At 66.5% G+C, this 18,706-nt stretch carries 7 protein-coding genes and 2 pseudogenes; 6 read left to right on the top strand and 3 right to left on the bottom strand.

The window, feature by feature from the left end:
• Positions 1–15 precede the first annotated feature (15 nt).
• The 4 genes and pseudogenes from JQT59_RS37715 to JQT59_RS37065 form a co-directional block, all read left to right on the top strand.
• A pseudogene (locus JQT59_RS37715) lies at positions 16–4,080 on the top strand (amino acid adenylation domain-containing protein); the annotation flags it as partial.
• 41 nt (positions 4,081–4,121) lie between these two features.
• A complete protein-coding gene (locus tag JQT59_RS37075; RefSeq protein WP_502939854.1) occupies positions 4,122–8,009 on the top strand; it encodes a non-ribosomal peptide synthetase in 3,888 nt (1,295 codons plus the stop codon).
• Positions 7,940–10,021: pseudogene (locus JQT59_RS37070) on the top strand (non-ribosomal peptide synthetase); the annotation flags it as partial. The gene JQT59_RS37075 and the pseudogene JQT59_RS37070, both read left to right, overlap by 70 nt.
• Before the next feature lie 3 nt (positions 10,022–10,024).
• A complete protein-coding gene (locus tag JQT59_RS37065) occupies positions 10,025–11,281 on the top strand; it encodes an alpha/beta fold hydrolase (RefSeq protein ID WP_249354621.1) in 1,257 nt (418 codons plus the stop codon).
• Here the strand turns inward: JQT59_RS37065 and JQT59_RS16345 are convergent.
• The 3 genes from JQT59_RS16345 to JQT59_RS16335 form a co-directional block, all read right to left on the bottom strand.
• Entirely contained in the window at positions 11,188–14,208 is a 3,021-nt protein-coding gene (locus tag JQT59_RS16345; RefSeq protein WP_213576977.1) for a non-ribosomal peptide synthetase, read from the bottom strand. The two genes, JQT59_RS37065 and JQT59_RS16345, sit on opposite strands and share 94 nt — an antisense overlap.
• Before the next feature lie 85 nt (positions 14,209–14,293).
• Entirely contained in the window at positions 14,294–15,124 is an 831-nt protein-coding gene (locus tag JQT59_RS16340; RefSeq protein WP_213576976.1) for an SDR family oxidoreductase, read from the bottom strand.
• Positions 15,121–15,834 (bottom strand): thioesterase II family protein, encoded by a 714-nt coding sequence (locus tag JQT59_RS16335; protein WP_213576975.1) that lies wholly within the window; start codon positions 15,832–15,834, stop codon positions 15,121–15,123. Before JQT59_RS16335 ends, JQT59_RS16340 begins: the two co-directional genes overlap by 4 nt.
• 261 nt (positions 15,835–16,095) lie before the next feature.
• On the opposite strand from JQT59_RS16335, the gene JQT59_RS16330 reads away from it, so the two are divergent.
• The gene (locus JQT59_RS16330) at positions 16,096–18,399 is read left to right on the top strand and encodes a carbon starvation CstA family protein (RefSeq protein WP_213576974.1); all 2,304 of its coding nucleotides are present in this window, start codon (positions 16,096–16,098) and stop codon (positions 18,397–18,399) included.
• Positions 18,389–18,583 (top strand): YbdD/YjiX family protein, encoded by a 195-nt coding sequence (locus JQT59_RS16325; RefSeq protein WP_159925256.1) that lies wholly within the window; start codon positions 18,389–18,391, stop codon positions 18,581–18,583. Before JQT59_RS16330 ends, JQT59_RS16325 begins: the two co-directional genes overlap by 11 nt.
• The last annotated feature ends 123 nt before the right edge of the window (positions 18,584–18,706 follow it).

Here is an 18,706-nt window from a genome sequence, read left to right as displayed (position 1 = left end):
CTCCCCACCGACCACCCACGACCACCACAACGCACCCTCCGCGGCGAATCCGTGTACTTCGACATCGATCCGCAGGTCCATCGCCGACTGTCCGCCCTGTCCGGGGATCACGAGGCGACGATGTTCATGGCCTTCCACGCGGCGTTCACCGTGCTGCTCGCCCGGCTCGCCGACAATTCCGACATCGTTGTCGGTGTGCCCGTCGCCGGGCGCGGCGAGCCCGCCCTCGACGACCTCGTCGGAATGTTCGTCGGAACGCTCGTGCTGCGTACTCCGGTGACGGCCGCCGCATCGTTCGCCGAACTCCTCGACACCACCCGGGACGCCGACCTCGGCGCCTTCACTCACGCCGATCTGCCGTTCGAGGTGCTCGTCGAGGAGCTCGCCCCCGGCCGCTCGACCGCGCATTCGCCGTTGTTCCAGGTTCTCATCGAGTTCGGCCGGGCCGAGTCGATCTCTCTCGAGTTGCCGGACCTGACGGTCGAAGCCGTAGACACCGATTTCGGTGCCGCGAAGTTCGACCTGCAACTCACCCTGCGTGAACATCTCGCCGAAGATTCCTCACCCGCCGGCGTATCCGCCGCCTTCACCTACGCCGGTGATCTTTTCGAGCGCGACACGGTCGAGGGCTTCGCGAAGCGCTTCGTCCGGATACTCGAGGCGGTTTCGATTGACCCCACCCTCCCCGTCGGGGACATCGAGATCATTGACGGCAATGAACGCGACACCATCGCACATCAGTGGAACGAGCCCGGCACCGACTCGGGCGCCGACACCCTCGCCGACCGCTTCGCCCGAGTCGCTGCGCAGTTCCCCGCTTCCGGTGCTCTCACGGTGGACGGCTCGACGACGACCTATTCCGCGCTGGCGGCCCGCGTCAACAGCCTGGCACGGTATCTGATCTCGATCGGCGCGGGTCCGGAATCCTCGGTAGCCGTTGCGCTCCCACGCTCGTTCGACTCCGTCGTCGCATGGCTCGCGGTCACGGTGTCCGGAGCCGCGCACCTACCCCTCGACGTCACCTATCCGGCCGAACGCATCGCGTTCGTGCTCGGCGATGCGCGCCCCCTGTGCGTCGTGACGTCCACCGAGATCGACGGGTCACTGCCGGACACCGGCATTCCGCACGTCGTGGTCGACTCCGAAGCGGTGATCACGGCGGCGAGCGGCTTCTCACCGGCTCCTGTGACAGAGACGGACCGACGGAATGCACTGACCCCGGATTGCGGTGCGTACGTGATCTATACGTCCGGGTCTACCGGCCATCCCAAGGGCGTTGTGGTGTCGCACCGAAACGTTCTGACGTTGTTCGCCAACACCCTCGACCGGTTCGGAATCGACGACTCCGACGTGTGGACGCTGTTCCATTCGTTCTCGTTCGACTTCTCCGTGTGGGAACTCTGGGGCGCTCTGCTGAGGGGCGGCAGAGCCGTACTGGTCGACTACTACACAGCACGGTCCCCGGAAGCGTTCCTCGCACTGCTCCGCCGTGAACACGTCACGGTCCTCAGCCAGACCCCCACCGCGTTCTACCAGCTCATCGAGGCGGATGCCAGTGCGCCCGACACCGCTGCGCAACAGGGTGATACGGCGCTGCGCTACGTGATCTTCGGCGGCGAGGCCCTCGATCTCCGTCAACTCGACCGCTGGTACGCCCGTCACGACGACGATGCCCCCACATTGGTGAACATGTACGGCATCACGGAAACCACCGTCCACGTGAGCGCGCTCGCACTCGACCGCACAATGGCGGCAACGGCACGGGCGTCGGTCATCGGCCGAGCCATATCCGGGCTGCGCGTCGCCGTCCTCGATCGCCGACTGCACCCTGTTCCGGTCGGAGTGCTCGGTGAAATGTATGTGTCGGGCAGTCAGCTCGCGCGAGGATATCTGAATCGGCCCGAGCTGACCGCAACCCGCTTCGTGGCGGATCCTGCCGGTCACGGCACCCGCATGTACCGCACCGGTGACCTCGCCCGGTGGAATCGAGACGGGCAGCTGGAGTACCAGGGCCGCAGCGACTTCCAAGTTCAGCTGCACGGTTACCGCATCGAACCCGGAGAGATCGAGATCACGCTGCGACGGCACCCCGCAGTAGTGCACGCGGTGGTCCAGGTCCACACGGACGACAACGGGGTGGACCGGCTCATCGGTTACGTCGTACCCGGGGTCCCCGATGAGGAACTCGACGTCGAATCGGTGCTGGAATCGGCCCGTGCCGAGTTGGCTCCGCACATGGTGCCCGCGACTCTCGTCGTCCTCGACCGGTTGCCGCTCACCGCGAACGGCAAACTCGACAGGAAAGCGCTACCGGCGCCGGACTTCACCGAGCGCGTCACGTCGAGCCGGGCTCCGTCGCTTCCCACCGAGCGAGTACTCGCCGGACTGTTCGCACAGGTCCTCGGGCTGGACGCCGTCGGCATCGACGACTCGTTCTTCGCGCTCGGCGGTGACAGCATCATGGCTATCCAGCTGGTGGCCCGCGCCAAGGCGGCAGGGATGTTCTTCAGCCCGCGCGACGTGTTCGAACGCAAGTCGGTGGCTGCGCTCGCCGAGGTCACCACCATCGCTCAGCCGACGGGTCTCGCGGAGCTTCCCGGCGGGGGCGTCGGCGCGCTCCCGTTGACGCCCATCGCGCACTGGCTGCTGGGCCGTGGCGGCGACATCAGCCGGTTCTCTCAAGCCGCAGTCCTGACAGCACCGCCAGGCCTGTCCCTCGATACGCTCGCTCGAACAGTGCAGGCGGTACTGGACCACCACGACATGCTGCGCGCCCGGCTGTGGCGCTCGGACGCCGGACCGGCCATGGAGGTGCTCGCTGTCGGAGCGATCCAGGCGTCGGACCTGCTGTCGCGCATCGACACTCCGTCGGTCCGCGGCCCCGAGTTCGGGGCGATGATCAGTGACCAGCTGACCTTCGCCGAGGACCGGCTCGATCCGGCCCGGGGCGTCATGCTGCAGGCCGTCTGGTTCGACGCCTCCCCCGACCACCGCAACGGCGACATGTCGGCGCAGGAGGGCCGACTCCTGCTGGTGATCCATCACCTGGCCGTCGACGGCGTGTCCTGGCGAATCCTGGTACCCGACCTCGCCGCCGCCTGGGAAGACATCACCGCCGGCCGGGACCCCGACCTGCCCGAGAACGGGACCTCGATGCGCCGCTGGGCGCACGCCCTCGTCGACACCGCCCCCGAACGGGCCGGTGAACTCGACCTCTGGCGCCGCATCCTCGACGGACCCGACCCCCTCCTCGGATCCCGGCCACTCGACCCCGTCCACGACACCGAGCTGACCACCGACAAGGTCACGACCGAGATCTCGCCGGACGTCACCGAAACGCTTCTGCGCGAACTTCCCCGCGCCTTCCACGCCGGTGTCGACAACGGCTTGTTCACCGCCCTGGCGCTGGCCGTCGCGCGGTGGCGGCGTCGTCACGCTCACCCGTTCGACGAGGTTCTGGTCGGGGTCGAGGGGCACGGCCGGGAAAATAGCCTCATCCCCGGCGCGGACCTCTCCCGCACCGTCGGCTGGTTCACCACCATCCACCCCGTCCGACTCGACCTCACCGGCATCGACCTCGACGACGCCCTCCACGGCGGAGACGCCGCCGGAACCGCCATCAAAACCATCAAGGAACAACTACGCACCATCCCCGACCACGGCGCCGGATACGGACAACTGCGCTACCTCGACCCCGACACCGCCGAAGAACTCCGCACCTACCCCGACCCCCAGATCACCTTCAACTACCTCGGTCGATTCAGCGGGAGCCTTCCGGATCGCTCCGGTGGCGGTGGATGGTTGCCGGTGTCGGGCACCGGACTACATCGCCGGTTCCGTGCGGACATCGGTGCTGCAGCAACTCTCGACGTCAACGCCATGGTCATCGAAACGGACGACGGACCGGTCCTGGAAGTGGGATGGCTCTATCCGACAGGAGTTCTCACCGCTGCGGAGGTGAGCGAACTCGCCGACCTCTTCACCACCGCACTCACCGCCCTCACCACCCACACCCACCAACCCCACACCGGCGGACACACCCCCACCGACTTCGACCTCGTCCACCTCGACCAACACACCATCGACACCCTCGAACACCACTACCCCACCCTCACCGACATCTGGCCCCTCTCCCCTTACAAGCCGGCCTCCTCTTCCACTCCGAATACACCGACCACACCCTCGACACCTACACCGTCCAACTCACCCTCGACCTCCACGGCCCCCTCGACACCACCCGACTCCACCACGCCGCCGAAACCCTCCTCCACCGCCACCCCAACCTCCGCGCCGCCTTCACCCACACACCCGACGGCCACCCCATCCAAATCATCACCGACCACACCCCTCCCCTGGACCCAACACGACCTCACCCACCAACCACCCCACCAACACCCCACCACCGTCGAAGACATCCTCACCACCGACCGCCACACCCGCTTCGACATGAACACCCCACCCCTACTCCGCTACACCCTCATCACCCGCACCCCCACCACCACCACCTCGTCATCACCAACCACCACATCCTCCTCGACGGCTGGTCCACCCCCCTCCTCCTCCACGAACTCCTCCACCTCTACACCCACCACAACGACACCACCGGACTGCCGCACCCGCGGTCGTATCGCGACTACCTGGCGTGGCTCGGGCGGCAACCGATCGAGGACAGCGTCTCCGCGTGGAAGGAAGCACTCGACGGTGTGGAGGAGCCGACTCTTCTCATCGCGGACTCGGACCGGGCAACGGTGGCGAACTTCCCGGAGGAGCTCGGCCTGTCGATCGATCAGGAGGGGACGCAAGCACTACGAACGCTGGCGCGCGAACGAAACCTCACCCTCAACACCATGGTCCAAACCGCCTGGGGCATCGTCCTGGCCACCCTCACCCACCGCGACGACGTCGTCTTCGGCACCACCGTCTCCGGACGCCCACCCCACATCCCCGGCATCGAAACCATGATCGGACTCTTCATCAACACCATCCCCGTCCGCATCACCCTCGACCCCCACCACACCCTCACCCAACTCCTCGACCACACCCACCACACCCACACCCAACTCCTCGACCACCACCACCTCGGCCTCCCCGACATCCACCGCGCCACCGGACCCGCCACCACCTTCGACACCCTCACCGTCTTCGAGTCCTACCCACTCGACACGACGCTCGACGCCCAGAAGTCCGACCTCGAGATCACGGCCACCCGCGGGTCCGACGCCACCCACTACCCCCTGGCCATCGCGGCGTCCGCGGACGACCGGCTCCACCTGAAGTTCGAGTACCTGCCCGACCTGCTCGAGCGGGAGGATGTGGAATCCATTGCTGCCCGAGTCCGCAAGGTTCTCACCGTCATGGCGACCGAACCCGATACGACGCTGGCCGCGCTGAACGTGCTCGACCACGCGGAACTGCGGGACCTCGTGCCCGCACGGGGAGCACCGGCCGTCGAGTACCGCACCCTCGCGCAGATCTTCAGCGCCGCCGCCGCAGTGAATCCCGCGGCACCTGCGCTGTCGTTCGAGGGGCGCACGGTGACGTACCGCGAGCTGGACGAGACGTCGAACCGGATGGCGCGCTTGCTGATCGACTTCGGTGCCACACCGGAATCGTTCGTGGCGTTCGCCCTCTCTCGGTCGATCGACTCGGTCCTTGCCGTCTGGGCAATCAGCAAGACGGGTGCGGCGTTCCTGCCTGTGGACCCGGGGTACCCGCGCACTCGCATCGAACAGATGCTGACCGACTCCGGCACCCTGCTGGGTCTCAGCTGTTCCGAGCACCGCGACCAGCTGCCGGACACCACGTCCTGGCTGTTCGTCGACCGACCCGACTTCCGCACCCGGACGGAAAGCTACTCGGCCGCTCCGGTCGACGACCGGGATCGCCGACTGCCGTCGCGGATCGACCACCCGGCCTATCTGATCTACACATCCGGGTCGACGGGCGTGCCCAAGGGTGTGGTGGTCACGCACCGCGGTCTCGGTTCGTTCGCCGCAGCGCAAGCCGAGCTGCTCACACCGCACACCGATTCCCGCGTGCTGCATTTCTCGTCGCCCACCTTCGACGGTTCCCTGTTCGATTACCTCCTCGCGTTCGGTTCCGCCGCAACGATGGTGATCACGCCACCCGGAGTGTTCGGTGGCATCGAACTGACCCGGCTGATCGAAGCCGAGCGGATCACACACGCGTTCGTGCCCACCGCCGCACTCGCCACAACCGACCCCGCGGACCTCGACACCTTCCGCGACGTGGTGGTGGGTGGCGAGGCGTGCCCACCCGGTCTGGTCGACAGATGGGCACCGGGCAGGAGGCTTCGGAACGGGTACGGGCCCACCGAAACGACCGTGATGTGCAATATCAGTGATCCGATGAGCGTCGGAGCCGACATCACGATCGGAAAACCGATCCGCGGTGTCGCCGAGCTCGTACTCGATGCGCGTCTGCAGCCGGTGCCGGCGGGAGTACCCGGCGAGCTGTATGTCGCGGGTCCCGGATGCGCCCGTGGATACCACCGGCGGCCGGGGCTGACAGCACAGCGATTCGTGGCTGATCCGTTCGGCGGCGGTGAGCGCCTGTACCGCACGGGCGACATCGTCCGATGGCGACGCGAGGACCACTCACTCGAGTACCTGGGCCGCAGCGACTTCCAGGTGAAGGTCCGCGGTTTCCGGATCGAGCTGGGCGAAATCGATGCCGCGCTGACCCGCCACCCCGCTGTCGCGTACGCGGCCACGATCGGAACGACGGGACCCTCCGGCGATACCGTGCTCGTCTCCTACGTCTTGCCTGCCGAAGGCATGGAGGCCGTTCCGGCGCAGCTCACTGCATACGTCGCCGAGTCGCTTCCGGCCTACATGGTTCCGGCGGCCATCGTGGCGATCGAGGAAATCCCGTTGACACGGGTGGGCAAGCTCGATCGCGCCGCGCTACCCGAGCCCCAATTCGACCGCGGCGCGGATACCGCGCGCCACACCGCGACTCCGATCGAGGAGACGGTCGCCGACGCCTTCGCTGCCGCACTCGGACTCGACCACGTGGGCATCGACGACAATTTCTTCGAAGCGGGCGGCAATTCGCTGACTGCCACCCGGGCGGTAGCGCGCATCAACAGTGCTCTGCACACCGATATCGGCGTGCGCACGCTGTTCGAAGACCTGACCCCGCGCACCGTGTCGAGCCACCTCGTTCATCGAACGAACAACGTTCCGCATCCGTTGGTCGCGGGTCCGCGGCCGCGGTGGATCCCCCTCTCCCCCGCCCAGAAACGCATGTGGTTCCTCAACCAATACGACACCACCTCACCCGCCTACAACATCCCCCTCACCCTCCACCTCACCGGACACCTCGACACCACCGCACTCGAACACGCCCTCACCGACCTCACCACCCGCCACGAAACCCTCCGCACCACCTACCCCTCCACCACGGCCAACCCACCCAACACATCCACCCACCCACACCCCACCACCTCCCCACCACAACCACCACCGAAACCCAACTCCCCCACCACATCACCACCGACACCACCACCGGATTCGACGTCACCACCGACACCACCACCGGATTCGACGTCACCACCGACACCCCACTGCGCACCCACCTCTACCAACTCATCCCCCACCACCACATCCTCACCCTCGTCCTGCACCACATCAGCGCCGACGGCCACTCCTCACCCCACTCCTCCGCGACCTCGTCACCGCCTACACCGCCCACACCCACCACCACACCCCCCACCTGGCCCCCTCACCATCCACTACGCCGACTACACCCTCTGGCAACACCAACTCCTCGGCACCACCGACGACCCCCACAGCCTCATCACCACCCAACTCCACTACTGGAAAAACACCCTCCACGCACTCCCCGACCTCCTCCCCTCCCCACCGACCACCCACGACCACCACAACGCACCCTCCGCGGGGATCGCCTCGGGTTCCGCATCGATCCCGCACTGCATCGTCAACTGCGTTCGACGGCGCGCGCGAGCAATTCGACGCTCTTCATGACGTTGCACGCCGCCTTCGCCGCCCTGCTTGCCCGATCGACCGGCACCGAGGACATCGTCATCGGTACACCGATCGCGGGCCGCACCGAACCCGCCCTCGACGACCTTGTCGGGATGTTCGTCAATACGCTGGTACTGCGTACTCGGGTGACGGCCGCCGCATCGTTCGCCGAACTCCTCGCCGACACCCGGGACGCCGACCTCGGCGCCTTCATCCACGCCGATCTGCCATTCGAGCAACTGGTCGAGGCACTGGCTCCCGTCCGCTCCACCGCGCATTCCCCGCTGTTCCAGGTGTCCCTCGAATTCGACAGCAGCGCACCGTACGACCTCGAGATTCCCGGTGTCACTGTCCATCCGGCAGAGAGCACACCGGCGACGGCGAAGGTGGATCTCGAGTTGGTGGTCACCGAGGAACTCGACAGCGCGGGGGAGCCGGCGGGGATCACCGCCGGATTCACCTATGCCACGGACCTGTTCGAGCCGGCGACGATCCGAAATCTCGCGAACCGGTTCCTCCGTGTCCTCGAACAGATCGTCGCCGAACCTACGGTCGTGGTCGGCGACATCCGACTCGGTGACGAGCAAGCACCCACCGCAGGACCGCGCGGGTGTACTCCTCAACTGTGGCCCGAGATCCTCTCCTCCGCCGCGCGGGCCCGTGGAGACGACGTGGCTGTGTCCTGCGCAGGCCGCCACCTCACCTACCGGGAACTCGACGAACAGTCGAACAGACTGGCTCGGTGGCTGGTGCATCGCGGAGCCGGGCCGGAAAGCTCTGTGATATCGGCCCTTCCGCGCTCGATCGAATCCGTGGTCGCTCTGTGGTCGGTGGCGAAGTCCGGGGCCGCCCTGGTGCCCGTCGACCCCACCTATCCCCCTGCGCGCATCTCCCACATGCTCGACGACTGCGGGGCGCGGCTCGGCATCACCGTCTCGGAGTTCCGGGCAAAGCTCCCCGATGAGCTGTCGTGGCTGGTTCTCGACGAACCCGGATTCGACGACCGTCTGCGAGGTTTCCCGGCTGCCGCCGTGACCGACGCCGACCGCGCGGCGACGCTCCGCCTCGACCACCCCGCGTATCTCATCTACACGTCCGGATCGACGGGCACCCCGAAGGGCGTCGTGCTCACCCATCGCGGTCTGGCCGATCTCGCCGAACAGGAACGGGCACGGCTGAAGGTGACCGCCGGAGCGCGGGTGTCGCACCTGGCGTCCCCGAGCTTCGATGCGTCGATCTTCGAGATGATGATGGCGTTCTGCGGCGGTGCCCGCGTCATCATCGCGCCCCCGATGACCTACGGCGGGCCTGCGCTGGCCGAGTTCTTCGTTCGGGAAGGGGTTACCCACGCCTTCATCACGCCCACCGCGCTGGCCACCCTCGAACCCGGCGGACTCGGCACGGTGCGGGTCCTCACCGTCGCGGGCGAGTCGTGCCCCTCGGCCCTCGTCTCCCGCTGGGCCTCCGGCCGTCGGATGGTCAATGCGTATGGTCCCACCGAAACGACCATCATGTCGCACATGAGTGAGCCGTTGACTCCGGGCGACCCCGTCACCATCGGCCTGCCGACCCGCGGATTTGTTGCTGCTGTGCTGGACGACCGACTCCACCCCGTCCCTGCGGGCACTCCCGGCGAACTGTACCTCGCCGGTCCAGGACTCGCCCGTGGATACAACGCCCGGCCCGCGACGACGGCGCACCACTTCGTGGCCTGTCCCTTCACAGAGACCGGTGGCCGGATGTACCGCACCGGCGACCTGGTGCGTGCACATTCCGACGGCACGCTGGAGCATCTGGGACGCACCGACTTCCAGATCAAGGTCCGAGGCTTCCGGATCGAACCGGGCGAGATCGACACCGCGCTCAGCACTCACCCCGACGTCTCCTTCGCTGCAACTGTCAGCAGACCGGGTCCGGGCGGCACCCCCGTCGTCGTCACCTACATACAGTCCGATACCGGATCGGCCGATCCGGAGGCACTGACCTCATACCTGTCCACACTGCTGCCCGCGCACATGATTCCCGCCGCCATCGTTTCGCTCGACCACATTCCGCTCACACCCGCCGGGAAACTGGATCGAAGCGCGCTGCCGGAGCCGGCGTTCCGTCCGGAATCCATCCGGTCCCGCAGTCCTCGAACCGCCACCGAACGCGTCGTTCTCGACGCTTTCGTGGAGGCACTCGCACCGGACAGCGGTGACACCGACGCCGGACGGATCGGTGTGGACGACAACTTCTTTGCTCTGGGCGGCACCTCGTTGACCGCGATCGGCGTGGTCACCTCCTTGGAGAAGCGGCTAGGACGCACGGTGCCTCTGCAGGCGTTGTTCCTCGATCCGACGACGGCAGGGCTGGCCGCGCGGCTCGATGCAGAATCGGAGGCTATCGGCGAGGCCGACACCGTCGACGCGGCACTACGTGTGCTCGTTCCGCTCCGACCGAGCGGATCTCTGCCACCTCTGTTCTGTGTGCATGCCGGGATCGGGCTGGCCTGGGCATACACCTCTCTCGTGCGCCACCTCTCGCCGGACCGTCCCGTATACGGGTTGCAATTGCCCGCCATCAGCGGCGGATCCGAATACGAGTCGATCGACGAATTGGCCCGGCGGTACATCGACGAGATCAAGGCAGTTCAACCGGAGGGCCCCTACCATCTCCTCGGCTGGTCGCTCGGTGGGACGATCGCTCACGCCATGGCCACCGCACTGCACACCGGCGGTGACGAGGTCGCGGCGCTGGTTCTGCTGGACAGCTATCCGGGCAATCCGGACGAGGAACACGCCGCGGCACTGCCGATCCCGGAGTTGCTCGCGGGACTCGGCGTCGACGCCGGCACACGATCACAGGAAGAGGAACTGACGTACGACGAGGCCGCACTCCTGATACAGCGCGCATACGGATCGGCGGTGGCCGGGCTCACCGCCGAACATCTTCGGCGAATCAATGAGGGATACGCCAACTCCACCCGCATGCTGGGCCGGTTCGCGCCCGCATCATTCTCCGGGGATCTGCTGTTCTTCACCGCGAGCGGCACCACACAGAACGGCGCTGCCGTACGCGCCGTCGATGCCTGGCGAACCGCGGTTGACGGCACCGTCCACGAGCATGCGGTCGCGTGTAGTCACAACGACATGATGCAACCGGAACCTGCCCGAGAAATCGGGGCCGTCGTCGAACGCTATTTGTCCACCGAGTTCACCGGGTCCGCCGAGTTCACCGGGTCCGCCGGGTCCGCCGGGTCCGCCGGGTCCGCCGGGTCCGCCGAAGGATAGAGTCTGTCCAGCGTCTGGCAGATTCCCCGGATACTCGGCCGAAGATACAGTTCACGCATCGGCAGTACCGGTAGGCCGAGTCTGCGCATCATGCTGTCGGCCTTGATGGCGCACAACGAGTTTCCGCCGAGCTCGAACAGGTTGTCGTCGGCGCCGACGGGAACGCCGAGGACGGACTCCCAGATGTCGGTGAGAGTGGTAGCCAGATCGTTCGTCGATGTCACCTCCGGTGCCCGGGTGGGCGGCGGCGGGAAAAGCCTATCGGGCACCGGAAGTCGGGCAGTGTCCAATTTGCCGTTGATCGTGAGAGGAAGCGCGTCGACGATGGTGATGGTGCGCGGCAGCATGTACTCGGGCAGGAACGTGGCAGCGCGTTGACGTATCGACGCCGGTGTCCCGCCGCGCGCGACCACGTATGCATCGATGCCCGGTCCTGCCGGATCGTCGTCGGCGTCCGTGGCCACCACTGCCGCAGCCGTGACCTGAGGGTCGTCGAGCAGCACACCCCGCACCTCACCGAGTTCCACCCGAAATCCACGAATCTGCACCTGAGTATCCAGCCGGCCCAGGTGCTCGAGAGTGCCGTCGCCGTGAAGGCGTCCCCGGTCGCCCGTACGGTAGAGCTTTTCGCCGTTTCGCCAGCACACGAACCGTTGCTCGGTCAGCTCGGGCCGGTTGAGGTACCCGAGCGCGACGCCCGCTCCACCGACATAGATTTCACCGGTCACACCTGTGGGCACGGGACGGCCACGATCGTCGAGAAGGCGCACGGACCACCCCGGCAACGGCCTGCCCACCACCTTCGAATTCGACAACGCGTCCCGCCGCGTCACGGTGTGGGCGGTGACGTGCACGGTGGTCTCGGTGGTGCCGTACATGTTGACCAATCGGCATGTCGACTCCGGGTAGCGGTCCATCCACGACACGAGCATGCGCGTGTCGAGCGACTCCCCACCGAAGACGACCAACCGGAGGCGGTTCAAGCTCGGCAGTTCACGGTCGGCCACCATGAGTTGCCCGAAGGCGGAGGGTGTTTGGCTCAGCACGCTCACGCCTTCCTCCGCGAGGAGGGTGTGGAATTCGACGGGTGAGCGGGATATCCAGTACGGCACGATGACCAGCCGGGCGCCTGTGAGCAACGCACCCCAGATCTCCCATACCGAGAAGTCGAACGCCGAAGAATGGAACATCGACCAGGTGTCCTCGGGCGCGAGAGCGAATTCTGTGTCGGTGGCGGCGAGGAGAGCGAGCACATTGCGGTGGGGAATGAGCACACCCTTGGGACGGCCCGTCGACCCGGATGTGTAGATCACGTACGCCACAGCGGCGGCGTCGCCCACACCGGCCTCCGGCCCGGGTGAGCGGGCCCCGTCGGGGTAAGCAGCACTCGCCGCGGCCTCGAGATCCTGCGGAGACACCGCGCGTATTCCGTCACCCCAGCTGATGTCCGGCCGGTCGGTGACGACCAGGCGAATCCCGGCGTCACCGGCGGTGTACTCGAGGCGGTCCGGTGGGTGCCGGAAGTCCATGGGCACAAACGCCGCACCCACCTGGAGAATCGCCAGCATCGTGACGATGAGCTCGATGGATCGGTCCAGGCACACTCCGACACGATCACCGGGCGAGGCACCACATTCCCGGAGTCCGACTGCGGCCCAGCGTGATTGCTCGTCCAATTCGCCGTAGGTGAGTGTGCGGCGGCCCTGCACCAGCGCGACCGAGTACGGCCTCTCACGGGCCCGCTGCCGGAACACGGTGTCGATCCGCTGCGACCGGTCCGGCACGCCGTTCGGTGTTTCGGCCACCCCGAGGTGATCCTCTTCGGACACGAACACGTCGTCATGCTCGGAGCCCGAACCTTCGACGCCGAGCCGGCGGAACATCTCGACCACGTGATGTGCGAATTGCCGTGCCGCCTGCTCGTTCACCACATACGGTTGTGCATGCACCTGCAGCGATGCGTCCCCCGACTTTTCGACGACCACGGCGAGAGTGAGCGGAAACGGTGGGGTCTGGCAGGGCAGCCATCGTCGCTCCGAGCCAGGGTATCCGCAGGCGCCGCCCAGGACGCCGACCGGAACACTGCCGGCGCTCTCCCGGGCAGGGTCCGAAGAGTCGGCACTGGGTTCGGTGCCGTCATCCGCCGCCATCGGTGGTTGCGAAACATGTTCAGGTGCGGAACCTTCGGCACAGTCGACCGACAACACACCGAATTCGTGCTGTCCTCGCAACACATCCACGGGTCTGTCGGGAACCGGCGACCACAGACCGACTCGCACCGTGTCGAGGTCTTCGTAGCGCCCCAGGACCCTCCCGGCCGCGAGTGCGACACGGGCTGCGACCTCACACTGTTGCCGGCCCAGCGATACCTCGACCAGCGGGGGGTGTGGACTCGGTTCCCGACCTGCCATCCAGGCGAACCGGGTGCATCCCCCCGGGATCGTTGTCGGCGGTGGCAGCAGGGCACGCCCGTCGGGGCGCCGCCGCACAGGTTCCGCGGTGAGGGAGTCGGGATCGCGGTTGCCCAGAAGGACATCCACCACCGTGCTCAGCGACGGTGGATCCAGGTCCCGGCGATCCGCAGTGACGACGAGATCGGCCGCGCCGTCTGAGTATCGCAGCAGCACAGCCCGCATCACCGGCCCGTCGATACTCATCGGCCTGCGTAGTTCGGCATCGAGTTGTCGTCGTGCCACCGAGTCGGTGGAGGCAGCGTCGACGCGTTCGATCCACAGCCGCGGATGCGGCACTTCGTTGCCCCACCACCGGTTACTCGCCGCCTCGAGAGTGCGTGCGAGGGTATCGCCGTTCCACCGCTCTCGATTCAAGCCTTCGTCGGCCGAGGAGCCCAGGGAAATGCGCACCGACAGTGCATGGCCGTACGCCGTGCGCGCCAGCCCAGCCCGACCCCAATGGGATTGGTGCATGGGTCGATTCTACCGAAGAAACGTTCCGAGGCGCCTGCCGAGAAGCGCCCGGGCGCACCGCGGACCTGCCCCTGGATGTTCCGCGTCACCGCGCCGAGAAGCCGCCGTCGACCGTGACGACCGATCCGGTGACCCGCAGTGATTCGTCGGACGCGAGCCACCGGGCAGCCGCAGCAACATCCTCCGGATCGATGAGTGCATTGTTCGGTTGGGACTGCACGAACACCGACTCGTGCTCCTCCACTCGAATGCCGAGCGATCGAGCGATCTCGGCGAGCATCCGGCCTTCGAAGGCGGGACTGTCGCGGACCGATCCGGGGCACAGCGCATTCACGCGGACACCACTGGGCGCATAGTCCAAGGCGGCGGCCTTTGTCAGGCCGACCAATCCGTGTTTGGCGGCAACGTAACCGGCGAAGCGTCTGTACCCGACGATGCCCGCCGTGGAACTGATGTTGATGATGCTGCCGCTGCGCTGCGCCACCATGATCCGGCCCGTGGCGGCGATCGCCCGCCACGCCCCCGAGAGGTCGACGTCGATCATCAATTGCCATTCGTCCTCGTCGATCTCGTGGACGAGCGTTCCCGACGGTGCCGCGATTCCCGCGTTGTTGACCAATACGTCGACGTGGCCGAAACGTTCGTGTGCCGCGTCGACGGCAGCGTCGATTTCGCTGCGCACCCGCACGTCCACCGCGCGCGTCAGCACGGCAACTCCGTATCCGCGGCACAGGTCGGCGGTGTACTCGAGCTGGCTCGTGGAGCCCAGTGGGTAGGGAACACCCGGAATGTCCCCGCACACGTCGAGCAGCATGACGTCCGCCCCGCCCGCAGCGAAGTCGATCGCACAGGCGCGTCCGATGCCCCGCGCGGCACCGGTGACGACGGCGGTCTTACCTTCCAGAGAGGGGCTCATCGCGGTTCGGTGACCGAGAGGCGGGACGCGACGAGTCGTAGGAGTGCATGGGGATGGTCGGTGAGGTACATGTGACCACCGTCGAGTTCCACGACCGTGCTCTCGCCGGTGGTGACCTCTTTCCACTGCGCTGCCTGTTCGGCGCTGACGAGATGATCCTCGCGTCCACGAAGCGCGGTGACCGGGATGTCCAGCAGCGGATGCGGCGGCGGCCGGTAGTTCTCGTGCATCTCGACGTCGGCGCGGAGGACCGGAAGGAGAAGTTCCCGCAGTTCGGGATTCTCCAACGCCGGGTGCGAGTAACCGGCGAGTTCGTGCACCTGCGCGAGGAAACCCTCGTCATCCAGCAGCGACGCACGTATCTCCCGGACCGTCGCCGGACCGGGCGACCCGCTCACGAACAGATGGGTGAGCGGCACACCGCCTTGACCGGCGAGTCGATGGGCGAGCTCATAGGCAAGGATCGCGCCCAGGCTGTGGCCGAAGATCGCGACCCGCTCCGCACCGTGCCCGATCGGCAGCACCCGGGGCAGCAGGTCGTCGACCGCCTCCGCGACCTCGGTGAGAGGAGGGTCCACGAACCGCTCCTCGCGCCCGGGCAATTGCAACGGCGCGACCTCCAGTCCTCGCGGAGCGAAACTCCGCCACCCTCGGAAGAACGACGCACCGGAACCGGCATACGGCAGGCATACGAGCACGGTCTCACTCATCGCGCGTCTCCGTTCGACGAAGCTCCTCGGGTCCGGCAGTTCCGGCGCTCCGCCGCGCGGATGCGGGCGAGCCGTCGAAGTGCCGGGCTCTTCCTTCAGCCTGCCCGGGTTCGCGCTCAGATAAACGGGCGACATTTCCCGGGTCGGCTCACACTGACAATGTGGGGGCAATAGGGTGACGGAGGCCATAACACCGGAAGCCGCGCCCACACCGTTCCCCTGCCACACAATGACGGCGGGAACGCTGGAAAGGAGATCGAGATGGCTCTGAAAGCCGCCCCCGAACCCGAGGTCGAATATCTGAGGACGGACCCCGATCTGCCACCGGTGGGAGTCGTGGACCGCACCCCGATTTCCCCGACGACACGGATCGTCTTCATCGTCCTGGGCATTCTCGGCGGCATCGCGTGGGCGATGATCGCGTTCGTCCGCGGCGAGAACATCAGTGCCGTGTGGTTCGTGGTCGCTGCCGTCTGCACCTACCTCATCGCCTACCGTTTCTATGCGCGGCTGATCGAGAGCAGGATCGTCAAACCCCGTGACGACCTGGCGACACCGGCCGAGATTCTGGAGAACGGCAAGGATTACATGCCGACGGATCGGCGGGTGCTCTTCGGGCACCACTTCGCCGCCATCGCCGGTGCGGGACCACTCGTCGGCCCAGTACTCGCCGCGCAGATGGGCTACCTACCCGGCACCCTCTGGATCATCATCGGTGTCGTCTTCGCCGGCGCCGTGCAGGACTTCCTCGTCCTGTGGATTTCGACGAAACGGCGCGGGCGAAGCCTCGGACAGATGGCACGGGACGAACTCGGACTGGTCGGTGGTGTCGCCGCCATGATCGGCGTGTTCGTCATCATGATCATTCTCATCGCCGTCCTGGCCCTGGTGGTCGTCAACGCGCTCGCCGAAAGCCCCTGGGGTGTCTTCTCCATCGCGATGACGATCCCGATCGCCCTCTTCATGGGCGTCTACCTGCGATACCTCCGACCCGGCAAGGTGGCGGAGGTTTCTCTCATCGGCGTGGTCCTCCTGCTCGCCGCCATCGTCGCCGGCGGCTGGGTCGCCGACACCTCCTGGGGCGCCGACTGGTTCACACTGTCCAAGGTCACCATCGCGTGGCTGATGATCGCCTACGGATTCGCGGCGTCGGTCCTGCCCGTGTGGCTTCTACTCGCACCGCGCGACTACCTGTCGACGTTCATGAAGATCGGCACGATCGTTCTTCTGGCAGTCGGAATCCTCGTCGCCCGGCCCACCATCAAGATGCCGGACGTCACCACCTTCGCGATCCAGGGAAACGGCCCCGCGTTCGCCGGATCGCTCTTCCCGTTCCTGTTCATCACGATCGCGTGCGGCGCGCTGTCCGGCTTCCATGCGCTCATCGCGTCCGGCACCACTCCGAAGTTGCTGGAGAAGGAGAAGCAGACCCGCCTCATCGGCTACGGCGGCATGCTCACCGAGTCGTTCGTGGCCATCATGGCGCTCGTCACCGCCTGCATCATCGATCAGCACCTGTACTTCGCCCTCAACGCCCCGTCCACCCTGACCGGTGGAACTCCGGAGACCGCAGCGGATTACGTGAACGGGCTCGGACTGACCAGTCCCGACATCTCCCCCGGCACCCTGTCGGAAGCCGCCGAGAACGTCGGTGAGGAATCGATCATCTCGCGCACCGGCGGTGCACCCACACTTGCCTTCGGCATGTCAGAGGTGCTCAGCCAATTCCTCGGGGGTACTGCACTCAAATCGTTCTGGTACCACTTCGCGATCATGTTCGAAGCGCTGTTCATTCTCACCACGGTGGACGCCGGTACGCGTGTCGCCCGCTTCATGCTCTCCGATTCCCTCGGCAACTTCGGGGGACCGGCCCGCAAGTTCAAGGATCCGTCGTGGCGCGTCGGCGCCTGGGTGTGCTCACTGGCTGTCGTCGGACTCTGGGGTGCCATCCTGCTCATGGGAGTCACCGACCCGCTCGGCGGCATCAACACACTCTTCCCGCTGTTCGGAATCGCCAACCAGCTCCTCGCTGCCATCGCCCTGACCGTGGTCCTCGCCGTCGTCATGAAGAAGGGCCTCTTCAAGTGGGCGTGGATTCCCGGGGTGCCGCTCGTCTGGGACCTGATCGTCACGATGACGGCGTCGTGGCAGAAGATCTTCTCGGGCAACACCTCCATCGGCTACTGGTCCCAGCACGCCGCTTTCAAGGACGCCAAGGAAGCCGGTAAGACGAGCTTCGGTTCGGCGAAGACACCGGACGCCATCGACGCGGTCATCCGCAACACCTTCATCCAGGGAACACTGTCCATCGTCTTCGCCGGACTGGTCCTGGTCGTGGTGGCTGCCGGACTGCTCGTGTGCATCAAGGCGTTCCGGGCGGGCGGTCTACCCACCACCGAATCGCCCGAGCAGCAGTCCAAGATCTTCGCACCCGCCGGTTTCGTGCCCACCACTGCGGAGAAGGGGCTCGAGAAGGAATGGAACGACCTGATCGCCGAGGGCGTCGTCCGCGCGCCCGGTGCGGCCCACACCATTACCGGAAAGGCGCATCACCATGACGAATAGGGTTGTCGGAGCTCTCCGGACGGCCTGGTGGTGGACGGGCTCGTTGATGGGTGATCACGACTATTCCCGGTATGTCGACCACCTCCGCCGATGTCATCCCGGTGCAGCCGTTCCGAGCGAACGCGAGTACTGGCGCGCCCGGTACGCCGACGCCGACGCGAATCCTGGTGCCCGCTGCTGCTGACCGCACATGGCGGCGCTGTCAGTACGATCGGCTGGACGGACAGTCGGCACACGCGGTCAGTGCCGTCACCGGTCCGCCCTCGCGGACCGGGGCGATACGGCGGATATGTCTGCGAGACGAGGG

This window comes from Rhodococcus sp. USK13, from assembly GCF_018343855.1.
In the GTDB taxonomy this organism is placed as follows: Bacteria; Actinomycetota; Actinomycetes; order Mycobacteriales; family Mycobacteriaceae; genus Rhodococcus_F; species Rhodococcus_F oxybenzonivorans.
Note: the sequence above shows the minus strand (reverse complement) of the source record. Positions and strands in the feature narration are given on the sequence as shown.